The sequence below is a fragment of the Butyricimonas sp. genome (assembly GCF_019423355.1).
Taxonomy (GTDB): Bacteria; Bacteroidota; Bacteroidia; order Bacteroidales; family Marinifilaceae; genus Butyricimonas; species Butyricimonas faecihominis.
The window spans coordinates 222,010-247,693 of the sequence record NZ_JAHZBP010000006.1; the positions used below are offsets into that span (position 1 = coordinate 222,010).

Below are 25,684 nucleotides of genomic sequence, written 5' to 3' on the forward strand. Positions count from 1 at the left end.
AATTTAAAATCTAAAATCATAAAATGGTTAGATTTCATCCTTCTCCACGTACAAATTATCTATAATAAAATCCTGCCGCTCGTTCGTGTTCTTTCCCATGTAATAGGATAAGATCGTACCAATCGGGTCCTGCTTTGTCATGCGAACCGGTTCCAAACGGATGTCTTTCCCGATAAACCCACCGAACTCGTCCGGAGAAATCTCTCCCAAACCTTTAAATCGCGTGATCTCCGGTTTCGGCCCCAACTGCTTGATCGCCTTCTCCCGTTCCGCATCAGAGTAACAATAGCGTGTCTCCTTCTTATTCCGTACCCGGAACAACGGGGTCTGCAAAATGTACAAATGCCCTGACCGTACCACATCCGGGAAAAACTGTAAAAAGAATGTCAACAACAACAATCGTATATGCATCCCGTCCACATCCGCATCCGTGGCGATAATGATATTATTATAACGTAATTCTTCTATTCCATTCTCGATATTCAACGCTGCCTGCAAAAGATTGAACTCCTCGTTTTCGTACACGATCTTCTTGGTCAGCCCGTAAGAGTTCAACGGTTTACCCCGCAAACTGAACACGGCCTGCGTGTTCACGTCCCGTGACTTCGTGATAGACCCACTGGCAGAATCCCCCTCGGTAATGAATATCGACGATTCCGTCTTCCGCTCATGGTTGGAATTGAAATGCACCCGACAATCCCGCAACTTCCGGTTGTGCAAGCTTACCTGCTTGGCTCGTTCTCTCGCGATCTTCTGGATACCGGACATCGCTTTCCGCTCCTTTTCCGTCTCGACAATCTTGCGCAATAACAACTCTGCCGTGTCCGGATTCCGGTGCAGGTAATTATCCAGCTCCTTCGTCACGAAATCAAAAATAAAATTACGCACCGAAGGCCCCTCCGGGGCTATATCTTTAGAACCTAACTTTGTCTTCGTCTGCGACTCGAACATCGGTTCCTGTACTTTTATGCTGATCGCTGCGATAATCGAAGTACGAATATCGGCCAAATCAAAATCTTTCTTGTAAAAATCACGGATCGTCTTCACCACGGCCTCCCGGAAAGCAATCAAGTGCGTACCTCCCTGCGTCGTGTGCTGACCGTTCACGAAAGAGTAGTACTCCTCCCCGTACTGCCGTCCGTGTGTCATTGCCATCTCAATATCATTTCCCCTCAAATGAATGATCGGGTACAACCCCTCCCCACTCATATTCTCTGACAACAAGTCATACAACCCTCTCTTGGAATGTAATTTCTGACCGTTGAAATTGATAGTCAACCCGGAATTCAGGAACACGTAATTCTTGAACATGGCCTCCAGGTAATCCATGATGTAATGATAATTACCGAACAGCTCCTTGTCCGCAATGAAAGTCACCAGCGTACCATTCGGTTCCGTGGTCGGGACCACCTCCTGATCTTCCACGATCAGCGCCTTGTTGAATCGCACCCGTTTCGTCTCCCCGTCCCGGAAGGACTGGATGATAAAACTCTCGGAAAGGGCGTTCACGGCTTTTATACCAACACCGTTCAATCCCACGGATTTCTTGAAAGCCTCGGAATCATACTTGGCACCCGTGTTCATCTTCGAGGCCACGTCAATCAATTTACCCAACGGAATTCCTCGTCCGAAATCCCGTACCGAAACTGTCCGTTCCTCTACCTTGATAATAATCTCGCTCCCCGCTCCCATCGCGAACTCGTCAATACTATTATCCACCACCTCTTTAACCAGTATGTATATTCCATCGTCCATTGCCGCTCCGTCCCCCAATTTTCCGATATACATACCGGGGCGCAAGCGTATATGTTCCCTCCAGTCCAGCGTCCGAATAGAATCTTCCGAATAGTTCTCTACCATAAGTTATCCATGTTTTGCACAAAAATAATCAAAACTCCGCAATTTAAAATCTAAAATTTAAAATTTAAAATCATAAATCGTAAATCATAAATCTAAAATTTATAGGAGATTTCCTTAAAGCCATATACCCGCTCATTCCCCTCCACGTCCTCCAACACCAGCTGTCCGAACTCGTTAATCCCCCGAATCGATGCCCGGAACATTCCCCGTTCATCCTCCCAATCATATACTCCCTCCCGACGGTACAACACCTTCAAAAAATCACGTTCCAACCCCTCGTAATCCCGTATTGTTTCATATCGCTTTCCAATACAATCCAGCAACTCCTCCAACGCACGCTTCACGGGAATTTCCTTCCCGATCAACTGAAACAAGGAAACCGGATTCGGTGCATCCGACAAGAAACGTTCTTGATTAATATTCACCCCGATACCGCACAAAGAACCTCCCACGTAACGCCCCATGATGGAATGTTCGATCAATATCCCGGAAATCTTCCGATCCCCCACGTAAATATCATTCGGCCACTTCACGGAACACCCGTTCACGTAACGGGAAATAAAATCACAAGCGCCCAAGGCAATCACCATCGACACGGCAAACTGTTGTCCCGCCGGTAACTCCTGCGGCTTAAACACCACCGTCATGGATATATTCTTCCCCGGCTCGCTCTCCCAATGATTCCCGACTTGTCCCCGACCCTGCGTCTGCCTGTATGTCAAAATCACCATCTTATCTTCCAACTCGCTCCACCCCACACGTTCTGCTTCCGTGTTCGTGGACTCCAACTCCTCGTATTCCCTCACCCGAAAACCGCTAATTTGATATTCTTGTATCATACTTACCACATTTGTTTTTTCAAGCCAAAAGTAACTTTTTCCACCCAATTGCACAACTTTGTGTAACACACATCTGTGTCATTCCCCCTCAATATTCGAGCAAAAACGAATCACAATTATCCCGATGTATCACTTGGAAGTCGCTATTTTCGTATGAATCTAAAAACAAACGAGGAATTTTCACTTTCTGATCAGGATTCCATTTAAATTCATATCCTGTTATTTTTCCATCTCGTTCCTCAACCAAATCAATTTCTTTTTGTTCTTTTGTTCGCCAAAACCATGAATTGCCCCACAAACGATTATACTCCAAAAACTTTTTCCTTTCTGATATTAAAAAATTCTCCCACAAAGCACCCCGATCAGCTCGTCCCTCAATTTGATTAAAATTGGCAATTAAAGCATTCCTGATACCGTTATCATAGAAGTATATTTTCTTACTGGTTTTCAGCTCATTTCTTAAGTTTCGACTAAAAGAATTCAACCTGAAAATAACATAAGACTGTTCTAATAAAATAACATATTTCTCCACCGTTTTTGAATCCAAGCTACACAATTGAGCCAATTCATTATAAGAAACTTGGCTACCTACCTGAAAGGCAAGAGCCTGTAACAATTTGACCAGACTATCAGGCTTGTTGATTTGATCCGACATCAATACATCTTTATACAAATAACTATCAGACAATAATCTTAAAATCTCCCGTTCTTCTCCCGGACGCATCACGACTTCCGGATAATAACCAAAGATCAGACGATGCGGGATCATTCTTTTCTCATCTAGTAATCCATGCTCATCTACCATCTCGCCAAAAGAGAGCGGGTACATCTTGTATTCCCATTTTCTCCCGGTCAAAGGTTCTCCCGTTTTGGTCGCCAATTCAAATGCAGAACTTCCTGTAGCGATCAATTGTACATCTTTTATTTGGTCTGTCACCAACTTCAAACGTAAACCTATATCAGGAATTCGTTGAGCTTCATCAATAATGATTATTTTTTTACGACCAAACATTGCCTTTAAACGAGTTGCCGAAACCCCTTCAAACAACGCCTGTACATCCAACTCATCGCCATTTAGCCACATAACATCCTCCCGGCCTTCAAAAAGCTCTTTCAATAAAGTTGTTTTCCCAACCTGTCTAGGGCCCATTAACAATATCGCCTTACCATCAAAAAGCCTCTTTTCTATAATATCCCGTAACTTCCGTTTGATCATAATTGCTCTATATTTTCTCCAAAAATACAACTTTTTCGGAATCAATTCCAAAAATTCTTCAACTTTTTCGGAATAAATTCCAAAAATTCTTCAACTTTTTCGGAATCACCTCGAATTTCATCGTATTTATAAACAAAAAAGCCCCGGAATTTCCGAGGCTCAATTCTTTATACAAAATTTCAAATCACTTCACGACCAAGTGTAACTTGAAATACTTTCTCATAAACAACACGTACCCTATCCCCAATACGGCAACACTTCCTCCCAAACAGGCATAATGTATCCCCGGCATTGCCAGATAAACCGCTACTATCACGGCTTGCACCCCCATATACACCAAAGAAACCACCACGTGAGGAATCTTCAACTCGTTCGCCATCAACTGGTACATATGCTTCCGATGCGGTAACTCGATATTCTCGTGTAACATCAACCGATGTATGATTGTCAGTACACTATCCACCCCGTAAACCGCCAAAAATATAATATAACTCCAATCTCCCGTTTCCAAAATCAACCGCCCCAGTAAAAACAAAATCACGAAAGCAATGCTCACCGCTCCCACATCCCCGGCAAAGCACTTCGCTTTCCGCCTGAAATTAAACCCATCAAACACCAACACCGCCACCATCATCGTGTAAATCATCTTCTCGTCAACAAAAGGAACAACCCATCCATTCACGTACGCCAATCCTCCCAACACCACCAGACTATACCCTCCCGTGATCCCGTTAATTCCATCCATGAAATTATAAGCATTAATGATCCCCGTGCAGACGACCAAAGCCACCACCACGTACCACCAAGGCAACGACACCATCCCCCACTGGTAAAACATCAATAGCATCGCCACAAAATGCACTACCAGCCTCACCCGTTGCGTCACGGACCGCACATCATCTACAAAACTCACCCCGGCAATCAACGTCAACCCCAACATAAACCACGGAAAACTAAACCCACTAGCCACAAAATAAACCAACGCCCCCACGTAAAACACAATTCCCCCTCCCCTCAACGTAATCCTCGTGTGAGAACTCCTCTCGTTCGGCTTGTCAATAATATTAAAATAGTCCGCCACCCGGAAATAGAGCAACTCTACCCCCAGTAGCACCACAAATACCACCAAATAATACAACATGGAAACTAAAAGTTAAAAACTAAAAGATAAAAGTATCTCGAGATTGAACGATCCTGCAATTCAACAATCAGCTAATCGAAAATCACTCAATTTAAAATCTAAAATTTACAATTAGTAAACGATCTTATCGTCTTCCTCAACCCCTCCACCGCCGTCACCGGCATCCGCTCAATACCCAACGCCCGCTTAATCTTCTCATTCGAAACCACATAATTCTCCGTCAATTTCTTCAACCGTTCCAAGTTTAACGGTAAACGCAACAAAGTCCCCAACCCCGCACACTCCTTCATCAACCCCTTATTCATCCGCCAAATATGCGCCTTCTTCCCCATCACCTCACACATCTCCCGGATCAACTCGTTCGTCGACAACGCTTCATCATCCGCCATGTGATAAATCCCTGACGGGACCTCCTTTTCAATCAATCCATTCACCACGTAACAAAGATTATCCACCGAAGTAAACGACCTCCTGTTCTCGAAATCCCCCAACGGCCACGGTAACCCTTTCTTCACCACACTATACAGCAAATTCAAATTCCCCTTATTCCCCGGTCCATGAATCATGCAAGGCCGTAAAATATACACCTGCTTCCCCTGCATTTTCAATTCTCCATTTTCAATTTTCAATTGTTCTAGTATGTAATTCTCCGCCGCAATCTTACTTTCCCCGTAGGGACCCTTCGGTGTCGGGATTACCTCCTCCGTCAACTTATCCCCCACCACAAAATCCGCTGCCGCCTTCACCGAACTAAAGAAAATAAATTTCTTCGCTGAAGACTTCATGAAAAAATCAAATACCTTCTGTGTCAATCCCGTGTTTATCGTAAAGTACGTTTCCGCCAACGCCTCATTTTTCGTATCATGCGCCTTCCCCGCCAAATGCACAATCGCATCAATCCCCTCTATTCCCTCCAATTCCTCCCACGAATACGTCCTCGCTACCCCCTCTTTTTCCGGGGCAACAATATCCAAACCATAAAGAACATGGCGTTCTTTTAAAGACAACACAAGATTAGAACCCACGAAACCATGGATCCCTGTAATAAGAATATTCATAAATATACACCAATAAAACTAACGACACTCAAGAATAGAACGTGCCATCTCTTTCATTATATTTTTCCGGGCAAACTTGTTAACAAAATCACCCTGTTCTTGATTCCCTCTGTTAAATTTCAATATTTGTTCCACCATACTCTCAACATCAGTTGGTGCAAACAATATATAATTACTCAAATTTTCTCGAATAAATTGACTCGCATAACCGCCAACGCCCGCTATAATAGGCTTGTCAAATGCCGCATATTCAAACAATTTTGACGGAAGTACTTTTTTAAATGCTTCCAAATCATTCAAATGCAAAAACAGAAAATCAGAATCATTATAATATCTTATCAATTTTTCTCTTGACACCGGATCTAACAACTCCACATTACGAACTCCCAATTCTTTTATTCTATCTTTCAACAATGTCTTAATTCCACCATCCCCGATAATCCTGAAAAAATAGCGATCTCCTAATTTTTTAGCTGCCATTGGGATTACCTTTTCTAATCCTTGTCCACTCCCGATATTTCCGGCATAAGTAATAACTTTCACTTCAGCAGCTTGCCGCTTAGACTTCGGGACATCAAGAAAAATATCATCTATTCCATTCGTAAAATACGAATAAACAGGCTTTCTGTATTCTTCAAAATACGTTTTAAATCCTTCCGAAACTAAATTAATATGCTTTGCCCCCGAAAATGTATACCGTTCAATCCATTCAAAACAAATCCCGGCCGGAATCCGGATCATCTTCCTCCCCTTGAATATATCCTTGATCGTATCAACGAAAATATCTCGTATATCCAAATACAAAGGGATACCCTGTTTTCCCGCAATTCTTCTACCTAAAAAAGCAGTAAACAATCTTGAAGAAGAAGCATACACCAAATCATAACGCTCTTTTCCCGCCAATCGCAACGCCTCTTTATAAAACACCCGAAAAGAACGAGCTTGATCAACAAAGCCACTTTTGTGTTCCGGAATACGAATCCGATCTATCCTATAATTATCACCAATTTCCCTTGCTTGCCCCTCGACATGAAAAGACTGATAACGATTCGGTTGTGTCGTAATCACATGAATCCAATCTTTCTCATTCATCTGGCGTAATAACTCTCGAAATAACGGTGTATTACGAAATGACCCGGCACAAAGATCCGGTTCAAAATAAAAAGTTAAGAATAAAATTTTCATTGTATAATAGTCTCTAGCCTCCTGTCAAAAGACATACGGAAGCTTCGTCGTTCTTCTCTTTTATTAAATTCGGGAGCGTACATAGACGTGAATGATTCAATCTCACGTGCCCCTTTGAACTCTATACAATAATCCGATCCTGTAAGCCTGTTTCCATCTAAAACGATATTCTCTTTCGGCATAAAATGTAAATAAGCCATCCCCTCACAATCAATTTCATCAACAATCCGGATATATTCTTTCATCTTTTCCACTTTGCGGGTATGCAAACACCTCAAACGTTTATAGCCATCATGCACGGCAATAACACGTTCTTCTTCATCACAAAGGACTTTAACCCTTGCCCGTCGAGCCACTCGATGTCCCGCCCAAACCTGACTGGAGTTGTGTCCGGATACAACCACCGTATTATGAGCCGCTGTACTTCTTTCATAAAACCGAGTATTATTTACCTCGTACGTGGAAGTTCCGGTATCGACAATGACAGGCCGTCCATTGATATATAACTCAAAACTAAATGTATCCGCATGTGCATGCCCCGGCTGATAATCCGGTCCGACTTCTCCAACATCAATAAACAACTCGAACTTTCCCCATCGCACCTTCCGATACCCGGACTCTTTCAACCTCACTTTTTTATGGCAAAATATCCCTAATCGTTGGCCATATTCAATTAATTCCTTGGCAGTCGGAGCTATTCCCTCAGCTGCATCATTCAGTAGTGGAATCCTCCCATCACTATAAACAACTTCTTCCAACCACCCCAACATAACCTCTGCTCTTTCTTTCAGAATATCTTCCAACTCCCTTCCGAACAAAGCATTATTACGCACTAAATTATAGCAATCTAACACCCGATATAACATGATACAATGATACATTGGACTCCTCTCAAAATGCCCTCCATCATCCAACACCTGTTCCTGCAATTCCGGTATCAGTATCGCTTTTGCCTTCTTATAGAAAACCGGATCATTAAAATAATAAGCCCCGAATAATAATGCAAAACCATTTTCCAACAAATGGTTTCCTAACAAATGATATTCAAGTTTATGGATTAACAAATTCAATTGAGCGTATAGAACTGCATCAATGTCAACATCAGTTATACCATTACACGACAAAAAACGAATCCAATTTATAGACCTTAATGACAAAGGGTAAGGCTCCATCCCCATTCTGGCTTTCGGAAGATGTTGAATGAAATCCTGAATCAATTTTTTCCCTTCCCTCACGTCTATACCTTTTTGATTCAAAAACTCAAAATAGTTCAAATTATATCCCCACAATCTTCCAAACTCAACAAATTCCCAATCAACTTGCTCACCAAAAGATTTCTGCAAATTTAAAAATTGAAAAGTATTGTCACCTAAATACGTGATTTCATTCGGGATTGACGGTACAAAATTCAAAATTTGCCTATCAGGAGTTGTATCTAATGATTGCAAATTTTGTGGAAAGAATCGTTGATACCACAATTTAGCACGATAACGCCACTGAATCGGTTTTAAGTACTTAACCGTATTCCATAGTATATCAATCTTACCGAAAGTTGACATTTATTTCAAAGAACAATCCAATAAAATTATCTGATCTCAACCCAAGCCTTCTTCTTTAAACTTTCGATACAAGCAAAAGAAGCACGAGTCGTATTTACAATACTTTCAAATGGAATTAACGCCTCTCCTCCCTTCTGCACCCTCTCATTCAACAAAGCAAATTGACGTTTATGTCCTTTATCCATCGTCCCCGTCATTTTTGAGAATCCTTTCACGCCAAACCCTTCCAGTCTCCTCCAATTATCCAACACCAACACCTTTTCTTGCGAGAATACCTCAACACGCTCTTTCGCATAAGATTTCGACCCATTAGCAAAATAATTAATCACGGCATTCGTACCATTTTCATATTTCAATAAAATCGAAACGTTATCTGTATTCTCTTGTAGGTTCTCACCCAATGCATTCATACAAACAGCAATCACCTTACTATCGGCAAGGAAAGAACACAAATCAATAAAATGACAAGCTTCACCTATAATACGTCCTCCCCCGACTTCCATATCTTGCACCCACACTTCTGGCGGAATATATCCGGCATTCATCGTTGCCACGATATTTTTCGATCCACCACCAACCAATGCTTTCATTTTTACCGCAAACGGAGAAAAACGACGATTAAAACCAACGGTCAACGTTATTTTGTCGTTCGCCTTCATGTACGCATTTTCTATATTTTGTAATTCCTCCTCGTTCAAACAAAGCGGCTTTTCAACAAAAACACTCTTACCCGCCTCCAAAGTTTCCATCACCATCGAAGCATGTAAATTATGCCTTGTTGTAATAATTACCGTATTTATTTCCGGATCATTCAACATGACACGATAATCAGAAGTTGCATTCTCCGCTTTGGCTTTCTTGGCTAAAACTTTTGCTGTCAATCCCTGAGCACTGGCAATATATTTTATTGGAGCATTTACTTTTTGCAATGCGGGAATAATGGTTGCAGATGCAAAATTCCCGGCACCAATAATTCCTAACTTACCACTTCCAACCATCACACGATTCTCCCCAACAGGAACAACTCTCTCAATAGTTGAATCGACCGGAAATTTTAAGATCGAAGCTATCGATCCATGTTTACGCATATCTCCATAGATCTCCGCATAATTGACCAGCTCCACCTCTTCCGTAATCAGAGGTTGTACATCCAGAATCTTAGATGATATTGCACCAAGTATCGTTTCAAAATTTCTCTTTTCCGTCCATCGCACATAGGCTAACGGGTAATCATGTCCTTTATTTTCATACTCTTCATCATATCTTCCGGCACCGTACGAACAGGATACCTGAAAAGATAACTCTTTTTTATAAAAATCATCTCTTCTCATGTTTAACCCGATCACACCTACCAACACCACACGCCCTCTCTTGCGAGACATTAAACAAGCTTGATGAATCACCTCATCTCCTTTAGCAGAAGCTGTAATAAGTACTCCATCCGCACCAACACCACCAGTTATCTCTTCAACATATTTCACAGGATCAATCCCATTCTTAGGATTAATCGCATATATGCCTTTATTTTTTGCAATGTCCACCTTCTGTTGATCGAAATCTACTCCGATCACCTTACAGCCATTTGCCTTTAGTAATTCTGCCGCAACCAATCCAATCAATCCCAATCCAACCACTACAACACATTCCCCCAGTTGAGGATTCAACAAACGAATCCCTTGTAAACCGATAGAGCCAATCACCGTAAACGTAGCCTCTTCATCCGTCACATTATCCGGAATCTTAGCCACCAAATTCTTGGGAACACAAACATACTCCGCATGATTTCCATTGGAAGCCACCCGATCTCCAACCACAAACTCCGTTACACCTCTTCCCACAGCTACAACTTTCCCCACATTACAATATCCTAATGGCAGCGGTTGTCCCAACTTATTAAATACAGCTTCCAAAGTCGGTTGCAATCCATCCGTCTTAATCTTATCCAACACCTGTTTCACCTTATCCGGTTGCTGCCGAGCCTTATCAATCAAATTCGCTTTCCCAAACTCAACCAACATCCGCTCCGTTCCCAACGAAACTAATGTTCTTGTTGTTTGAATCAACACATAGCCACTCTTTACCTGTGGCACCGGAACTTCCTCTAAAACCGTCGCTCCAGACTTAAGATCTTGTATAATTTGTTTCATACTATATTTCAGAAATAATTAATCGAATTTTACCTGATTTCGTACGCTTTATCTCGTCTACATATTCAATCTTTACTATTACTTCTTGTGGGACTCTTGTATAAATTTCATTTAATAAAGCATTCTCTTCTTTTTCATCATACCCTTCTCCTTTCACAACCCTTACAATGATTAAATTCAATGTTTTTTGGACATATTGAGCCGCCTTTATTTTTGTCAAATATTCAAAATTGTCTAACCCTGTAATTCCTATTCTTTTACCTCCTGGTAATTTTATATATTCTGTACCACGTCCATCAATCATCAAAACCTGAATTTTACCATACTCATCATATTGAACACGAGCAATATCTCCGGTATCATATCTAATCAATGGAAAAGCAGGATTACAAAAACCAGTACCTATAATCCGACATAAATCAGGTTCATTGTCACTCAATGGGATAAACTCTACATAAGCAAAATCTTCATCAACGTGTATAACGCCATTTCGATCCTCACTAAAATTGGCAACCTCCTCCGCTAATCCATAATGTTGATGTACTTTAGCTCTCGGAAAAACTTGTTGTATTAGCACTCGATAGGAGTCCAACAAATTATCAGATCCTGTTGTTACAAATTTAACACAATCAAGAGGAGGTAACCCCTTTTCTTTTATAAGAAAAGATAATAAATAAATATTACATGCATACCCATGTAACCAAGGTAATGACCTGTTTTTTATTTCATTATAATACAATTCTATTGTATCCAAAGACAAATGTAAATAACTAAACATTATTTGTTTAGCCGCTTTATTTATTCTCCAATAAGGAGGTTTTTGTTGATTTTTCGATACCATTATTTTCCCACCAAACCAGCCACACCAAGTTCCTATTTGAATACCTAGATTTCTTCTATAACGCCACCAAACTGCCCATTGACGCACTTCCGCATCGACTGCCATTGGAAAAAATAATCCCGCACCTGTTGTACCACTTGTACCAATCTCTATAACCTCTCCTTCATATCTAGGATTAATAATCTGCTTTTGATTTTCAACTACATCATTTTTTGACAATATCGGTAACTTCTGTAACTCTTCATAAATATTTTTTCCATCAATATCAAAACCACATTTACAAAATAATTTTTCATAAAATGGAACATTCTTTGCTTCCTGCAAAAAATGTTTCAATTCATCTACAGGGATAACATTCTTATTTTCATATAATTTTAAATACTGATAAAACTTTTTATTATACCTTCTCTTATTAACCAAATACCCTTTTATACCACACATCACATTTTGTAAACACACTGGTAATTTGTAATATATCTTATTTAAGACACTTAATTTTTCAGCCATATTAGCGTTTTATAATATCAATGAATTTTTGTCGGAACAATACATATTTGTCAAAAAGACTATTTTGAATTGTTCTTCGATAATCGTAATAAATAGGCAATAGTTTTCTCTTATGGAAATGATTCGATTTATAAAACTCTAAATATTCTTCATCACTCATTAAATTTATAGGAATGTTATATGAAGAATTATACCAAGCCTCCACATCATAAACTTTCATTAACTCAAGTTTACTTCCATCCGCCTTCTGTTTATGAAGATATATTTTACATGACTCCAAATCCCCTTTATAATCTACAGAAATTCCTAATAAAGCACTATCTCGAAAAGAAACTTTTACATTACCATAATTAACTTGAGGAAAATAAAAATTGCCTAGACTATAAAAAATTGGTTTACCTCTATAAATTTCTAAAGGGTTAATAATATGTGGATGATGACCTATTATCGCATCTACACCTATATCTATCATGTGATGTGCAAACATTCTATCTGCAGGTTGAGGTAAATTCTCAAACTCGTAATTCCAATGTAGAAACAAAACAATTTTATAATTGGGATATAAATCTTGTACTTGTCTCACTAGTATCTCCACCCAAGTATATCTATAAGGATTAATCCCTTTTCCTTTAAATGATGCTGCTTTACATTTTATTGCTTCCCAACCAAAATTCAAAATAATTAATTTTTCTTCTTCATATTTCCAATAATCAACAGCTTCTTTTATTGTATTTCCGAACCCCATTGTTTCTATGCAATGTTCGTTAAAAGCCATAATAAATGACGTCGCATCAAAACTAAAATCAGTCACATGATTATTAGCCAAAGCGACACATTTTACTTTTAAAAAATGTAAAACATTCAATGAACATTTAGTCGAATACAATCCAGTCTTAAAAATTCCACGATTACCATTCAAATAATCCAATGTTGACTCATAATTTAATAATTTAGGAGTTTTTATAACATCTTCTCCTAATTGAAAAATTGAACTTTTAAAATCAACAAAAGGGTATACAAAATCACCACAAAAAATCATATTATTTTCTATTTATCAGCTCCAATACAACAGTCTCAAAATTTTCAATATCTTGCATTAACTCATGAAAAAAAAGACGTCTTCCCTTATTAAAATCCTCTCTATCAAAATTATCAATATACTCGTCTATACATTTTACCAAAGATGTCCCTTGCTCCCAAACGACTCCTAAACCATACTTTTTGACATATTTTGCCTGTATACTTTCCATATTAACAATTACAGGTTTATAATTTAATATCGCTAAATAAAATCTATTTGCCATTGCTTGCATTACTCTTGTGTGAGGTAATAATATATTAACTAAATCACACTCTTTTACAATACGATCCTCATCTGATTTCAAATAACGGCCTGAGAATATAACATTTTCTATATTATACATCTTACAATAATTTTCCAAACGAGGTGCATCAATTCCTTCTCCAGCAAAATGCATCATTATATTATCCCTATTAGCTAATTCATCTATTAATATCCGATTCCCTTCAAAATGTCTTATCTGTCCTATTGTTAATATATTTAATAATCGATGTTGAAAAAAAGGAACTGGAGTAGGCATCTCCATTTTCTCTTTCCAGCGAAAACCAATATTATGACTGATAATATAATCCGTTTTAGGCAACCATGTTTTAAACCCCCATGAAGATATTACATTACAATAGGCATTTTTCAACAAAATTGGCAATCTTAACTTCATAACTTCATACAAAGAACATTCATCACGAATATCTAAAATGTATTTTTTCTTATAATGCCGAAATAAAAAAGAAGATATAAAAACAGCTAATGTAATGGTGTGTACAACCAAATAGTCATACCGTTTCTCTCGCACGATTTTTTCAATAAACTTTTTAAATCCCCAAAAACCTTGAATTTTTTTCATATTCCCCAAAGTATCCGGACTTACTTTTTCATACATTACAAGATGTTCAAATGTCTTGGGATTATTACCAGAACGATTCCAAGCAATAATATCATATTCAATATTTTTAGCTACAAAAATATCTATATAATATTGAATATACGGAGCCTTTTCAGGTTCAGCAGGAAGTAATAAGCCAACTTTCATTTTATCAAATTTTAGCAAATGGATCTTGTCCTATATTCTCTTCATAGTATTTTCTGACAGCTTTTATCTGTACATCATTCATATTTTGATGACAATTCAAAGAAGATAATGAAAAATCTTTCAAATAAAGGATTGGAAATATCGAGAATAAATTATCAACTACTACCACTTTTTTACCATTCAAACGAAGCATTGCATTTAACCACACATCATCAGCATATTTACATAAACGTAAAGCCAATTCTATATTTGACACATCTGGATATAAAGAATGAGCTGGAAACAAGGCTCCTCCTCCAGTTCCTAAAAAGGCAACATCAGTCTGTTCCATTTCCTTTCGTACCATCGACCACGTCATATAAGGTAACAAATTCCCATTCAAATCATATTTCATTTCAAAAGCATAACGAGAAACTACACAATTAGGATTTTGTTTATACCCATTTACTAAAGAAAATATAAAATCAGAAGGATAAATAATATCATCATCTATCGTTATAAAATGATCTTCCCGATAATCCCGTAACACATAATAATACTTTTTATGTGATGCAAAATCATATTCTTCCAACCTAATAATAATCCCTCGAGATCGTAATTGTCGTAATTTAAAAGGTATACTTTCTTCCGTCGGGAATTGTTCCTTAGAAAGCCAAACAATTATCATATCTGGTTTTATTTTCTGGCGTAAAATACTTTCTAAAGTAAGCCATAAACGACCTATTCTTTTAGGAAAAGATGTCACGGTAACAATAATACGCCCTTGCTCTTTTGAAAAAGCAGATAAGCGATAGGAATTATTTTTAGCAGTTAATTGAAAGTAAAGTGGTAACACAATATTACCGCCTAAACGTACAATCACACGTAATAATGAATAAAATCGAATCCTTTTTAAGAACAAATTTTTATCCAATATAGAGGCATATACACAACACCAAAAATCAATCATGTCTAATAGAAGATATAGGTAATAAAAACGTAAATAAAGACGCACAATATATCCATAATTCAGGTATTAACAAGTAATGACTATTTATTACACCTGCAACAGGAAGGGTCAATAAAGACGTGTATATAACAAATTTACTTAACCAATCATTTGTTCTCTTACCTTTAATATATAATAAATACAAAAAAGACAAGAAAAAAACAAAAATAACAAAACCGAATTGAAACAATAACTCTGCAAACAAATTATGAAGAATTGTATAACTCGGTGATACCTTTGCCAATGATACTGAAATACTACCAATTCCTGTTCCAAGACAATACGAGTCTAGAAATAAACTAAGCCCCAACCATATTAACATACTTCTAGAGGAATCTTGCATTACTTCACTCAAAGAATCTTCCCCTATTCTGTACAATAATTGCTGGAATATCATATCAAAATTCATCCAAACCCCCAAACATACACCACCTATGACGACAACTTGTATACAACGCTTCCCTCTATAATGTTTTTTTCGATAAAATGATAAAAAAGAAATCAATGCAATTACGAAACACAACAAACCACCACGAGAAGCATTAATCACTAAAATATAAAACAATGAGATAATTATGAACCATCCCCACAATTGCTTTTTAGCACTATCAACTAACAACAAATAAGCAAAAACAAAAGGAAGGGCAAAACATATTACCGTCACGTAATAATTATAATTTCCAAAAGTCACTGCAGCATATTTCCGTGCTAAAGTTTGTCCATCAATATTCATTGCAAGATTTTCATGAAGAGTCAAATAAAGATGCTGATCATTAAAAATTTCATTGAATGCTAATGGTAAAGTACATAAAACAAATCCACTCCAACCTAATATAATTGAATATAAAGGACGTTTAGCTTTTTGAAGCCATAAAACAAACAAAAAAAACAAAGAAAAATGACAATAATAATACAACAATTCTTTCACCCCATGAATAATAGAACTCGTCCAAAAAAGAGAACATAACGAATAAATAAACCATATCAAAAAGAAATAACAAACATATCGTAATACTTTCACTAATGGAGAGGTAAAGACACTTACCCAAACCCAAGGAGAAAAAAACAATGCAACACATCTTATTGGAGAAAAAGTACCTCCAATCCCTCCAAAAACTAACAATAGGATTAAAATAATAATCCCAACATCATATTTATTATATTCACATAGTTTCACGCCGGTCACGAATCAAACGAGAAGGATTTCCCCCCACAATCGAATACTCTGGAAAGTCTTTACACAAAACACAACGAGCTGCTATAATAGACCCCTTTTTTATAACACGTCCTGGAGTCATTACAACTCCATCTCCAATCCAAACATCATCTTCTATCATCGTTTGTTTAGGCTTACAAAATCCCTGTTGAATCATAGGGATATCTATTCTTTTCGTTTCATGATTAGCCCCCAAGATATAACAATCTGGTCCCATCATCACATTAGCACCAATAATAGTATCTGCTGGAACATGGGCATTAATTCCTAAACCTGAATTGTCTCCAATACACAAAGCTCTTCCTGAAGCAAAGAAAGCTTTACGTTCAATATTTACATTTTTGCCACAATATTTAAATATATATTTACAACAGCCATAACGCATCTTTTTAGAAACTTTTTCCAATATTAATGTATTACTTGAAGGTAAATATCTACAAAAACCATAATACAATATTAAAAAGAAAATTTTCAACAAAGTCAATTCACTACCGTATAATTTCATAATTGGATCATTTCAAGTGACTAAACAAAAAACGTAACGATTCCTGTCTCAAAGAATGTAATTTTAAATGTACCGCATTATAGTCTATTGGATATAACCATGCATCTGTATTTTTAACTTCTTCTACAGAGGAATAATAACGATCAGAGATCTCTAACAAACTCAACAAAGAGATTATTCTTTCCATCAACTCTTCAACAGAAGGTAAAACTAAAAAGGGCTTTTTATTTAAAATTGCAAAAACTACTGTATGAAAAGAATCTGTCACAACAAAGGCTGAATCAACAATTGCCCCTAACCAAGCCCCAATAGAAGGATACTCATAATTTATCCCACCCATCAACGGTAAAAAAGAGATTTGTTTCTTACCATCCAACTCTTTAACCTTCAATTTTAAATGCGCCCCAATATAACTAGCAAAATCACCCCAATCAGAACGATAGGAAACTCTGTAATAAAGCAATGAATTTTGGTAACAAGTAGAAGTAATAGTAAGATGTGAATAATCAGATAATAACAACGTGGGATCTAATACACATTCTGAAGTGACATGAAAAATATTTTGACAAATATCTATTCCTGAATTTTCTCTTACAGAAATAGCATTAAATTTTTTCAAACAAATCGTAACTTGTTCTGTTAAAAAACTACAATCCCATGTTTTTGTACCAAAACTCGCCGCATAAGAAATTCGTTTAACTTTAGAAGGTAAAAACTCAAAAAAATAATCTAATGGTCGAATAGCTATATGAGGATTCCAAACTTGATCACTCCCCACTATATAAAGATCAATAAAATCTTTATATTGGTCTTTCAATACTGGTGGTAAAGAATATTTTCTAAATTTTCTAAAATTAGAACAACGGGTTAGGCTATTTAAATAATATCTCCAACCTTTTTCAGCTTTTAAATCACTTCTGACAAGAAATACCTGATGTCCTGCATCCATCAAAATTTTAGATAGAGAATAACACTGTAGCATAGCTCCATAGCTAAAAGCACGTGAAAACGTTAATAAAGCAATATTCATCTCAATTATATTTCTTATTTAAGTATCCCCTTTATCGTCTTTTTGATACTTGGACTCAATAATTGTTTCGCTGCATTTACTATTACCGATTTTGTATCCTTACTTATATTGCAGATAAGTTTTAAAGCCTCACTTTCATCCTTAGCATCTGTAAAAATTTCAAATAATATTGGCTTGGGAGTAAATGTTGAAGATAAAAAAGATTCATATACCTGTAAAAATTCATCTTTATTCCCTGCAGACAAATATTCAAACCCCAAATCTTCCGCATAGTGTTTCACTAAACTACGTGATTTATTCCCATAATGTCCTACTGCAGCTATATATTTATCTGCATCATCTCCAAAAAATGCCCCTAAATGATTATAGTTTTTAAATTCTATCCCCCCCCCGTTATTAATCAATAATAATCGAACATTATTACTAATATGTCTGTTACCCAACACATTCATATCATAAAAAAAAGCGAGATCTCCAAATACTCCAAAATAAATACGCTCTTTATTGACCAAAGAAGCACCAATCAGAGAAGAAACACCACCATCAATACCAAATCCTCCGACATTAGAATAGGCAGATACAGAAACTGGAATTTCAAAGAAATTCCAAGAACGTAAAGAATTAAGAATACCCAAATGTAACACTGAATTTTCAGGTAATTTCATTGCCATTTGTTTTGCTACCCACAAATTAGAAAAGGGAAACTCAGGAATAGCCTCATATAGACGTTGATACATGGTTTGACACCGAAGTAAGTATTCATCAGACTTTCTCGTATCTTCTTTAGAATAATGTTCAAAAAAGATTTGCTCTGGCATTTCAAAAACATATTGTAAGTGACGAAAAAAATCACGCATTTCACCATCCTCGTTCACTCGCCAAACGCTTTTTGTAGTCAATTTACGTAAACAACCATATTCTCCAGATACTTCGCCAACATGTATCAATAAATCCAAATTACTCATATCAACTTGTAAAGCATCTTGGCTGGCAATCAAGGAATATAACACCCGATATTTCCCCTTGTAACCACTTGTATGGTCACAAAACACGACTGCATTATTCACCTCACAAAAACGATCCAACATCTCCATTTGTTGCTCTCTCCATATTTTATGAGATCCAACAAAAATACCGATCTTCCCTTTAGGTAAAGGAGGGAAAATATCAGACAAACAAATTCGTTTTATGACACGTACCTGAGGTAATGTTCTTACAGAGTAATCACAACTATAGGTTGTTGTTAAATTAATATGTACAGGCCCCCCTCCATGTCGCATTAATTCTGATAAAGCTTGATTCACTTTTACCTCACATTCCCACAAATCATTATCATCCTTTATGATCGGTAAATGAATATTATAACGAGCTATATCATTCGGTAATGAACGTCTATCTAACATTTGGGCACTAAGATGTCCTATCTTTGAAATATCTTGTGAAGATGTTATTGCTAAAACTGGCAGTTTACGATAAAAGGCCTCTGTCAACCCAGGCATATAATTCCGAGAAGCAGTCGCTCCTGTACAGCTCAAAACAACAGGTTCTCTAGATTCTTCTGCCATCCCACAAGCGATATAAGCCGCAGAACGTTCATCCACAGACGAATAAACATCAAACCAACTATCTTGTTGAACACTAGCAACAAACGACAGGTTCGTTGCTCCCGGAGATGCTATTACTTTACGAATACCATATAATTTTAATAGTGCAAGTACTACTTGAATATTGCGTTCACTTGAATAATGATTTTCCATAATGAAAAATTTTTACTATGTATTTATAATATTGAGGAAAAATATATATCAACAAATAACCTATTTTATGATGAAAAGATGGTATTTCGCTCAATGGAGTGCGACATCCAGACACTCGATCATTCAACGCTTCCAAATACCAAGAGATATCATGAAATATAGGATTAGATAGAAAAGCATATAAACAATTTCGTATTCCTACTTTCGCATCATAAAAATTATCCGTTTTTACAAATTTCCTTATTTTTTGATTATCAAATATCCGATTATAATATCTATCATACAATATACTATATTGCGGTTCTCTAAATCTGAATGTAATCGATTTTTCCAACATTAGTACTTGAGGACGCTTGTGTAATTTTTCTTCCAATACATCCAAATAAACAGACAAAACTTCATTCCATGTATATACTTTACTTGCCGTTATATTAAAAATTTCACCATACGCCCTTTCATTACCAATCAATTGCACCATTGCAGTCACTACATCAAAGGCGTAAGTTAACGTTGTAAATCTCTCTCCAATATCTTTAGAAAAAACAATCGTTCGCCCATGTAATGCTCGATACAACCAATCTTCTTTCTCAAAAACACCTAATTGTAAGCGAATCTCACTAAAAGTAATATAAGGGCGAATAATTGTATAGTTTTTACAACCGAACTCAAATAATATATTTTCTTCACGTGCCTTACTTAATGGATATTCATCCGTTTGCAAAAAAGTTCCATCTTTTGAAACATCCAACAAGCGTGGAAAGTCTTCCTTAATAGGTTCTTTAGAATCCGCATATACTCGTGCAGAACTAAGGAACATATACTGTTTCGTTGATTTTAATAAAAGTTCTACACGTTCTCGAAATTCTTCTGTTGAGTAAACCATAAAATCCACAATCGTATCCCAATCCCTACTTACTAAAAGTTTCTTTAAAAAATTAACATCGCGTGCATTTCCTTTAACATACGTAACATTATTAACATTTTTCCTATCTTTACGAGATGTAACTGTTACGTGGACTCCTTTTTTTATAAGGTGTTCAATTAAATGAATACCCATCGCACCTGTACCGCCTAAAATAAGCACTTCCATCTATAAAATACCAAATTTAAATTCTTTGTCTATTTCTTTTCCAATAAGTCCATATTTGCGAACGCTCATTATGCGTCAAACCAATGAAACCAATTGTACTAATTGTTGATAAAATTGCTAAAATTGTTGTTAAACATAAACGCCAAAAACTTTCATCAAAAAAATATCTTATCACATAAGGAAGGCATACAGCTAAAAAAGATACAATACCTACAGGATATATCACATTTAATACAAACTTTCTAATAGGCAATTGTGCTAAATATCTAACGATATACAATCTAATGCCTATTGCTAATATATTAATACATATTGATATGACTAACACCATATAAGCAGAAGCCCCACACTTTAAAACAATATATGATAATGGGAAATTTAATAACAACAAAGTACCTACTACACATTGATGTAATTTCATTTTTCCTGTTGCATGTGCCAAAGTTGTCATCGGATAAATAATAGATTCTATCACAGCATTTATTAATACTAATCGTGTAAATAATATTGAATATTCGGGTGGGTTTTTCAACCATAACTTCAAAATATAAGGCATTTCTAACACCAAAGGCATTACAAAAAAATACATCAAAAAATAAGTAAACTTACTTCCTCCAAACACTAATTTCAATGCTTCATCATGTTTATTTGCAGCATAATTTTTAATAATTTGTGGACGCAAAGCTGTCGAAAAGTTTTGTGCAAAACTCATTATTGCCGAATTCACTTGCGATGCTATTGCCTGTGCAGCATTTACCAACGTTCCAAAAAAAAGATTTAAAAGAATATTTACTCCCTGATCTTTTAACACCACACAAAAACTACCAAAAAAATTCCAACCTACGTAATATCCCATTTCCTTCAATAAAGTATTATCCCATAATAAACGGAAACGACACTCATTATAATGCTTTCTACAATAGAAATGATACAATACTGTATTTATTAAGGAGACAATGAAGATCAAAAAACCATATAATATCAACTTATCATAGGATAATACTGATAGTAAAAAAACAATTAATAAATTTAAAATAACTTCAACAATACTTACATAAGCATAAACACTCATGTTCTCATGGGCTATTATTGCAGACATGTAAGGCGTTGTTATAATTTTGGCAACAAACGTTAAGATTGCAAATTGATAAATCCATAAAACAGCATTCATCCGTTCTGGAGGAATCACTAATTTATTACAGACAAACCACAAACCAATAGTTTCCGCAAGGAATATAACACATAAAGCCAATAAAACGTATATTAATAAAGTTACTGCAAATATTTTTTTTAAAACAGGTTCATTATTTCTTCCTAATTCAAAAGAAAAAAATCGTTGACTTGCTGTTGCCATCGAATTACTTAAAAAGCCTAACATAGCTACAGTTCCAGCGATTACATTATAAATGCCATAATCATTAGCACCAAGAGTATTTAATACAACCCTAATCGTGTATAAATTTACAGCAATAATAAGGAATTGCCGAAAATACAACATTAAAGTATTTTGGGCTAATCGTTTTGTATCTTTACTGAACATGTATTTCCTATAAGATAACTTTACTTAAAGCTCCCGACAATTTTTCCACATGCTAAACCATCCCCATAAGGATTTACCGCTTCGCTCATTATTCCATAATAACTTTGATCTTCTAGTAAACGAGAAACCTCCTCCATAATTCTATTAAAATCCGTTCCAACCAATTTCACGGTTCCCGCCTCCAATGCCTCCGGACGCTCCGTTGTATTCCTCATAACTAGAACAGGTTTCCCCAATCCCGGGGCTTCTTCTTGAATTCCACCACTATCAGTCAACACAATTGTTGATTTCTCCATCAAGTACACAAAACTCAAATACTCCAATGGTTCGATAAAAAACATATTCTTTAAATCAGATAAATCTTCTCCAAACACTTCATGTATCGGCTTTCTTACATTCGGATTTAAATGCATCGGATAAACAAAATCCACATCTGGATATTTTTCGACTAATGCTTTTATTGCTTTACAGATATTAATAAAACCTTCACCAAAATTCTCTCTTCTGTGTCCCGTTATCAATACCAATTTCCGACCTTCATTTAAACGGTCCACGTCATACCCAGCTTTGATCAAAGAACAATTCAATCCGAAATCTAGTGTTTTATCATTTTTTATCCGTTCAACTACCATATACAAGGCATCAATAACCGTGTTCCCTGTTACCGTAATTTTTTCATCACAAATACCTTCATCTAACAAATTTTGACGACTTAAAGGCGTCGGAGAAAAATGATAAGTTGCAATTCGTCCTGTTATCTGACGATTCATTTCCTCCGGCCAAGGGCTATAGATATCATGAGTACGTAAACCTGCCTCTATGTGACCTACCGGTATCTGTTGATAAAATGCAGCCAAAGCCGCTGCCGTTGACGTTGTTGTATCTCCATGTACTAAAACAATGTCAGGATTAGTTTCTTTTAAAACATCACGCATTCCTGTCAAAACCCGTGCCGTCACATCATATAAATCCTGTCCTTGTTTCATGATATTCAAATCATAATCAGGAGTAATCTCGAATATATGAAGTACTTGATCCAACATTTCCCGATGTTGTCCCGTCACGCAAACAATTGTTTGAAATTGTTCCGGATATTTTTGGAATTCCTTCACTAGAGGAGCCATTTTAATCGCTTCCGGACGAGTTCCAAAAACTAACATTATTTTTTTCATCAAAACAATCTATTTTTTGTAAATACCACAAAAATCAAGAATCACCTTCTGATCTGTCCATGACAAAGTCTTGAACACGTCATGAGCGACCAACATCACGACAATATCTGCCCGGTCATAAGCTTCCTTGTAATCAGTCAATTTAAACACTTTATGTTCTTGCACGTTAGGTTCAACGACAAGAATATCTGCATTACTACAGGACTGCATCACCTTGGTTGTAATATATTTTGCAGGAGACTCCCGCAAGTCATCAATATTCGGTTTGAAAGCTAAACCCATCATGGCAATGATCGGTTTACGATGATGCTTTAACTCGAATTTCAACATCTCGTTTTGTACTTTTTCCGCACACCAGAATGCCTTGTAATTATTTATTTCCCGGGCATTAGCTATAATTTTAGATTCCATCGGGAAATCCGCTGTAATAAAGTAAGGATCAACAGCTATACAATGTCCCCCTACACCACAACCGGGTTGAAGGATATTTACACGAGGATGCTTGTTTGCCAAGTTAATCAATTCCCACACGTTTATTCCCGCTTTATCACAAATCAAGGATAACTCATTTGCAAAAGCAATCTGCACATCCCGAGAAGAATTTTCTGTCAATTTACACATTTCAGCTGTACGAGCATTTGTTCTATGTAAGGTTCCTTGAACAAATTGTGAATAAAACTCAATAGCCTTATTTGTTGACTCTTCATCAATTCCCCCAATCACCCGGTCATTATGTACTAATTCATAAATCACGTTTCCTGGTAATACTCGTTCCGGGCAATAAGCTATATATATTTTATCTTTTAATTCCGGTCGTTCACCATAAATCAAATCCCTCATTTTTTCTGTCGTTCCAATGGGAGATGTGGATTCTATTACATACAAGTCTCCAGTTTTTAATAAAGGCAATACAGAGCGAGTGGCGGCCTCCACGTAAGAAATATCCGGCTCATGATTTCCTTTAAAAGGAGTGGGAACAACCATAAAATAAGCCTCACAAGCTTCCGGCTTCAGAGAGGCTTTTAAGTTCCCTGTTTTTACAACTTCTTGTAAATATGCCTCCAACCCCGGTTCCACGATATGGAGTTTCCCCTGATTTGTCAACTCGACAACACTAGGATTTATATCCACTCCGGTAACTTTAATACCGTGTTTTGCGGCAATAATGGCCGTGGGTAGACCAATATAGCCTAACCCCATGAAACAAGCTTTCATAAATTATTTTAAATTAATATATTCTTTTGTTGCTAATACATCAAAACATGAAGAAACGCACCTCAAATCCTGCTCCCCAATTTTTAGCCCAGCCAAAAGGTTATTCCCAACAAGATTCATATCTCCTAATTGCACACCCTTCCTCTTTTCCTCAATTATATTCTCATAAAATTCCTCTGCCTGAAGCCACTTCCATACATTCAATTGTTCCAAATCTTTAGAAACTTTTTTCACATAACTTTCCCATTCCATCATTATCTCCTTTGCCAACCTTGCACACTCCTCCTCCCCCGTGAAATAATAACAACTACACAACAACCGACACATCTCCGGTGTTCTACAAGGTAATACAATCTCATCACGCCCCTCCGGTGATATTATTCCATAAGCTGCATCTAAAGCTATATCCAGGAAATCCATGTCGGAATAGGTCAAATAAGTTTCCATCAAGTCGGCAATATATCCAACTCGATCTTCCAATGCAATAGATGGATCTTGTATCAGATCGGCTAATTCTCCCGCTATTTCACGAATACGTTCATGGATGTCCCATTGGCTACCATACACGTCTTCCAACCACGGATTTACTCGCACGATGGAATAGATTGAGATATACCCATGCAATAAACCGGACAACGCAGATGGAGGGAAATCTCCAATTGGGATGACCGATACTTTTTTGTACAAATCATTAAGATTCATCGCCA

Annotated in this window: 21 protein-coding genes; all 21 read right to left on the reverse strand. The window is 36.8% G+C overall.

What is annotated here, in order from left to right:
- Positions 1-27 precede the first annotated feature (27 nt).
- Positions 28-1,860 carry a DNA topoisomerase IV subunit B gene (locus QVC79_RS10265; RefSeq protein ID WP_151412157.1) on the reverse strand — a complete coding sequence of 611 codons (1,833 nt, stop codon included), beginning with the start codon at positions 1,858-1,860 and terminating at the stop codon, positions 28-30.
- Between the two features lie 92 nt (positions 1,861-1,952).
- Positions 1,953-2,699, reverse strand: coding sequence for a biotin--[acetyl-CoA-carboxylase] ligase (locus QVC79_RS10270; RefSeq protein ID WP_270592949.1), 747 nt, complete (start codon positions 2,697-2,699; stop codon positions 1,953-1,955).
- An 88-nt stretch (positions 2,700-2,787) separates the two neighbouring features.
- Positions 2,788-3,915 carry an ATP-binding protein gene (locus tag QVC79_RS10275; protein WP_270546399.1) on the reverse strand — a complete coding sequence of 376 codons (1,128 nt, stop codon included), beginning with the start codon at positions 3,913-3,915 and terminating at the stop codon, positions 2,788-2,790.
- Positions 3,916-4,099: 184 nt separating this feature from the next.
- Entirely contained in the window at positions 4,100-5,053 is a 954-nt protein-coding gene (locus QVC79_RS10280) for an MraY family glycosyltransferase (RefSeq protein WP_270593389.1), read from the reverse strand.
- 101 nt (positions 5,054-5,154) lie between these two features.
- Positions 5,155-6,114 carry an NAD-dependent epimerase/dehydratase family protein gene (locus QVC79_RS10285; RefSeq protein WP_270592947.1) on the reverse strand — a complete coding sequence of 320 codons (960 nt, stop codon included), beginning with the start codon at positions 6,112-6,114 and terminating at the stop codon, positions 5,155-5,157.
- Between the two features lie 18 nt (positions 6,115-6,132).
- Positions 6,133-7,299, reverse strand: coding sequence for a glycosyltransferase family 4 protein (locus tag QVC79_RS10290; protein ID WP_270592945.1), 1,167 nt, complete (start codon positions 7,297-7,299; stop codon positions 6,133-6,135).
- The gene (locus QVC79_RS10295; RefSeq protein WP_270592943.1) at positions 7,296-8,642 is read right to left on the reverse strand and encodes an alginate lyase family protein; all 1,347 of its coding nucleotides are present in this window, start codon (positions 8,640-8,642) and stop codon (positions 7,296-7,298) included. Before QVC79_RS10295 ends, QVC79_RS10290 begins: the two co-directional genes overlap by 4 nt.
- A gap of 242 nt (positions 8,643-8,884) precedes the next feature.
- The gene (locus QVC79_RS10300) at positions 8,885-11,005 is read right to left on the reverse strand and encodes a bi-domain-containing oxidoreductase (RefSeq protein WP_270592941.1); all 2,121 of its coding nucleotides are present in this window, start codon (positions 11,003-11,005) and stop codon (positions 8,885-8,887) included.
- Position 11,006: 1 nt separating this feature from the next.
- Entirely contained in the window at positions 11,007-12,353 is a 1,347-nt protein-coding gene (locus tag QVC79_RS10305; protein ID WP_270592940.1) for a phenylacetate--CoA ligase family protein, read from the reverse strand.
- Between the two features lies 1 nt (position 12,354).
- The gene (locus tag QVC79_RS10310) at positions 12,355-13,392 is read right to left on the reverse strand and encodes a CapA family protein (protein WP_287642476.1); all 1,038 of its coding nucleotides are present in this window, start codon (positions 13,390-13,392) and stop codon (positions 12,355-12,357) included.
- A 1-nt stretch (position 13,393) separates the two neighbouring features.
- Complete coding sequence (locus QVC79_RS10315; RefSeq protein WP_270592936.1) at positions 13,394-14,464, reverse strand: glycosyltransferase family protein; 1,071 nt, start codon at positions 14,462-14,464, stop codon at positions 13,394-13,396.
- 4 nt (positions 14,465-14,468) lie between these two features.
- Complete coding sequence (locus QVC79_RS10320) at positions 14,469-15,413, reverse strand: glycosyltransferase family 2 protein (protein ID WP_270592935.1); 945 nt, start codon at positions 15,411-15,413, stop codon at positions 14,469-14,471.
- On the reverse strand, positions 15,406-16,629 hold the full coding sequence (locus tag QVC79_RS10325) for an O-antigen ligase family protein (protein WP_270592933.1): 1,224 nt from the start codon (positions 16,627-16,629) through the stop codon (positions 15,406-15,408). The genes QVC79_RS10320 and QVC79_RS10325 overlap by 8 nt, the downstream gene beginning before the upstream one ends.
- Positions 16,616-17,173 carry an acyltransferase gene (locus QVC79_RS10330; RefSeq protein WP_287642477.1) on the reverse strand — a complete coding sequence of 186 codons (558 nt, stop codon included), beginning with the start codon at positions 17,171-17,173 and terminating at the stop codon, positions 16,616-16,618. The genes QVC79_RS10325 and QVC79_RS10330 overlap by 14 nt, the downstream gene beginning before the upstream one ends.
- 7 nt (positions 17,174-17,180) lie before the next feature.
- Positions 17,181-18,203, reverse strand: coding sequence for a polysaccharide pyruvyl transferase family protein (locus QVC79_RS10335; protein WP_270592930.1), 1,023 nt, complete (start codon positions 18,201-18,203; stop codon positions 17,181-17,183).
- Between the two features lie 14 nt (positions 18,204-18,217).
- A complete protein-coding gene (locus QVC79_RS10340; RefSeq protein WP_270592928.1) occupies positions 18,218-19,960 on the reverse strand; it encodes a thiamine pyrophosphate-binding protein in 1,743 nt (580 codons plus the stop codon).
- Positions 19,938-21,050, reverse strand: coding sequence for an NAD-dependent epimerase/dehydratase family protein (locus QVC79_RS10345; RefSeq protein ID WP_270592927.1), 1,113 nt, complete (start codon positions 21,048-21,050; stop codon positions 19,938-19,940). The genes QVC79_RS10340 and QVC79_RS10345 overlap by 23 nt, the downstream gene beginning before the upstream one ends.
- Before the next feature lie 16 nt (positions 21,051-21,066).
- A complete protein-coding gene (locus QVC79_RS10350; protein WP_270592925.1) occupies positions 21,067-22,590 on the reverse strand; it encodes a lipopolysaccharide biosynthesis protein in 1,524 nt (507 codons plus the stop codon).
- A gap of 20 nt (positions 22,591-22,610) precedes the next feature.
- Positions 22,611-23,762 (reverse strand): non-hydrolyzing UDP-N-acetylglucosamine 2-epimerase, encoded by a 1,152-nt coding sequence (wecB, locus tag QVC79_RS10355; protein WP_270592923.1) that lies wholly within the window; start codon positions 23,760-23,762, stop codon positions 22,611-22,613.
- Positions 23,763-23,771: 9 nt separating this feature from the next.
- Positions 23,772-24,977, reverse strand: coding sequence for a UDP-N-acetyl-D-mannosamine dehydrogenase (wecC, locus tag QVC79_RS10360; RefSeq protein ID WP_270592922.1), 1,206 nt, complete (start codon positions 24,975-24,977; stop codon positions 23,772-23,774).
- A 3-nt stretch (positions 24,978-24,980) separates the two neighbouring features.
- Positions 24,981-25,679: a hypothetical protein gene (locus QVC79_RS10365; RefSeq protein ID WP_270592921.1), complete on the reverse strand. Its 699-nt coding sequence runs from the start codon at positions 25,677-25,679 to the stop codon at positions 24,981-24,983.
- Positions 25,680-25,684: the final 5 nt, after the last annotated feature.

Excerpts from the sequence above, each read along its gene's own strand:
- QVC79_RS10265 (WP_151412157.1), bottom strand. The coding sequence starts at position 1,860 with ATGGTAGAGAACTATTCGGAAGATTCTATTCGGACGCTGGACTGGAGG.
- QVC79_RS10270 (WP_270592949.1), bottom strand. The coding sequence starts at position 2,699 with ATGATACAAGAATATCAAATTAGCGGTTTTCGGGTGAGGGAATACGAG.
- QVC79_RS10275 (WP_270546399.1), bottom strand. The coding sequence starts at position 3,915 with ATGATCAAACGGAAGTTACGGGATATTATAGAAAAGAGGCTTTTTGAT.
- QVC79_RS10285 (WP_270592947.1), bottom strand. The coding sequence starts at position 6,114 with ATGAATATTCTTATTACAGGGATCCATGGTTTCGTGGGTTCTAATCTT.
- QVC79_RS10290 (WP_270592945.1), bottom strand. The coding sequence starts at position 7,299 with ATGAAAATTTTATTCTTAACTTTTTATTTTGAACCGGATCTTTGTGCC.
- QVC79_RS10300 (WP_270592941.1), bottom strand. The coding sequence starts at position 11,005 with ATGAAACAAATTATACAAGATCTTAAGTCTGGAGCGACGGTTTTAGAG.
- QVC79_RS10305 (WP_270592940.1), bottom strand. The coding sequence starts at position 12,353 with ATGGCTGAAAAATTAAGTGTCTTAAATAAGATATATTACAAATTACCA.
- QVC79_RS10310 (WP_287642476.1), bottom strand. The coding sequence starts at position 13,392 with ATGATTTTTTGTGGTGATTTTGTATACCCTTTTGTTGATTTTAAAAGT.
- QVC79_RS10315 (WP_270592936.1), bottom strand. The coding sequence starts at position 14,464 with ATGAAAGTTGGCTTATTACTTCCTGCTGAACCTGAAAAGGCTCCGTAT.
- QVC79_RS10320 (WP_270592935.1), bottom strand. The coding sequence starts at position 15,413 with ATGATTGATTTTTGGTGTTGTGTATATGCCTCTATATTGGATAAAAAT.
- QVC79_RS10330 (WP_287642477.1), bottom strand. The coding sequence starts at position 17,173 with ATGAAATTATACGGTAGTGAATTGACTTTGTTGAAAATTTTCTTTTTA.
- QVC79_RS10335 (WP_270592930.1), bottom strand. The coding sequence starts at position 18,203 with ATGAATATTGCTTTATTAACGTTTTCACGTGCTTTTAGCTATGGAGCT.
- QVC79_RS10340 (WP_270592928.1), bottom strand. The coding sequence starts at position 19,960 with ATGGAAAATCATTATTCAAGTGAACGCAATATTCAAGTAGTACTTGCA.
- QVC79_RS10345 (WP_270592927.1), bottom strand. The coding sequence starts at position 21,050 with ATGGAAGTGCTTATTTTAGGCGGTACAGGTGCGATGGGTATTCATTTA.
- QVC79_RS10350 (WP_270592925.1), bottom strand. The coding sequence starts at position 22,590 with ATGTTCAGTAAAGATACAAAACGATTAGCCCAAAATACTTTAATGTTG.
- wecB (WP_270592923.1), bottom strand. The coding sequence starts at position 23,762 with ATGAAAAAAATAATGTTAGTTTTTGGAACTCGTCCGGAAGCGATTAAA.
- wecC (WP_270592922.1), bottom strand. The coding sequence starts at position 24,977 with ATGAAAGCTTGTTTCATGGGGTTAGGCTATATTGGTCTACCCACGGCC.
- QVC79_RS10365 (WP_270592921.1), bottom strand. The coding sequence starts at position 25,679 with ATGAATCTTAATGATTTGTACAAAAAAGTATCGGTCATCCCAATTGGA.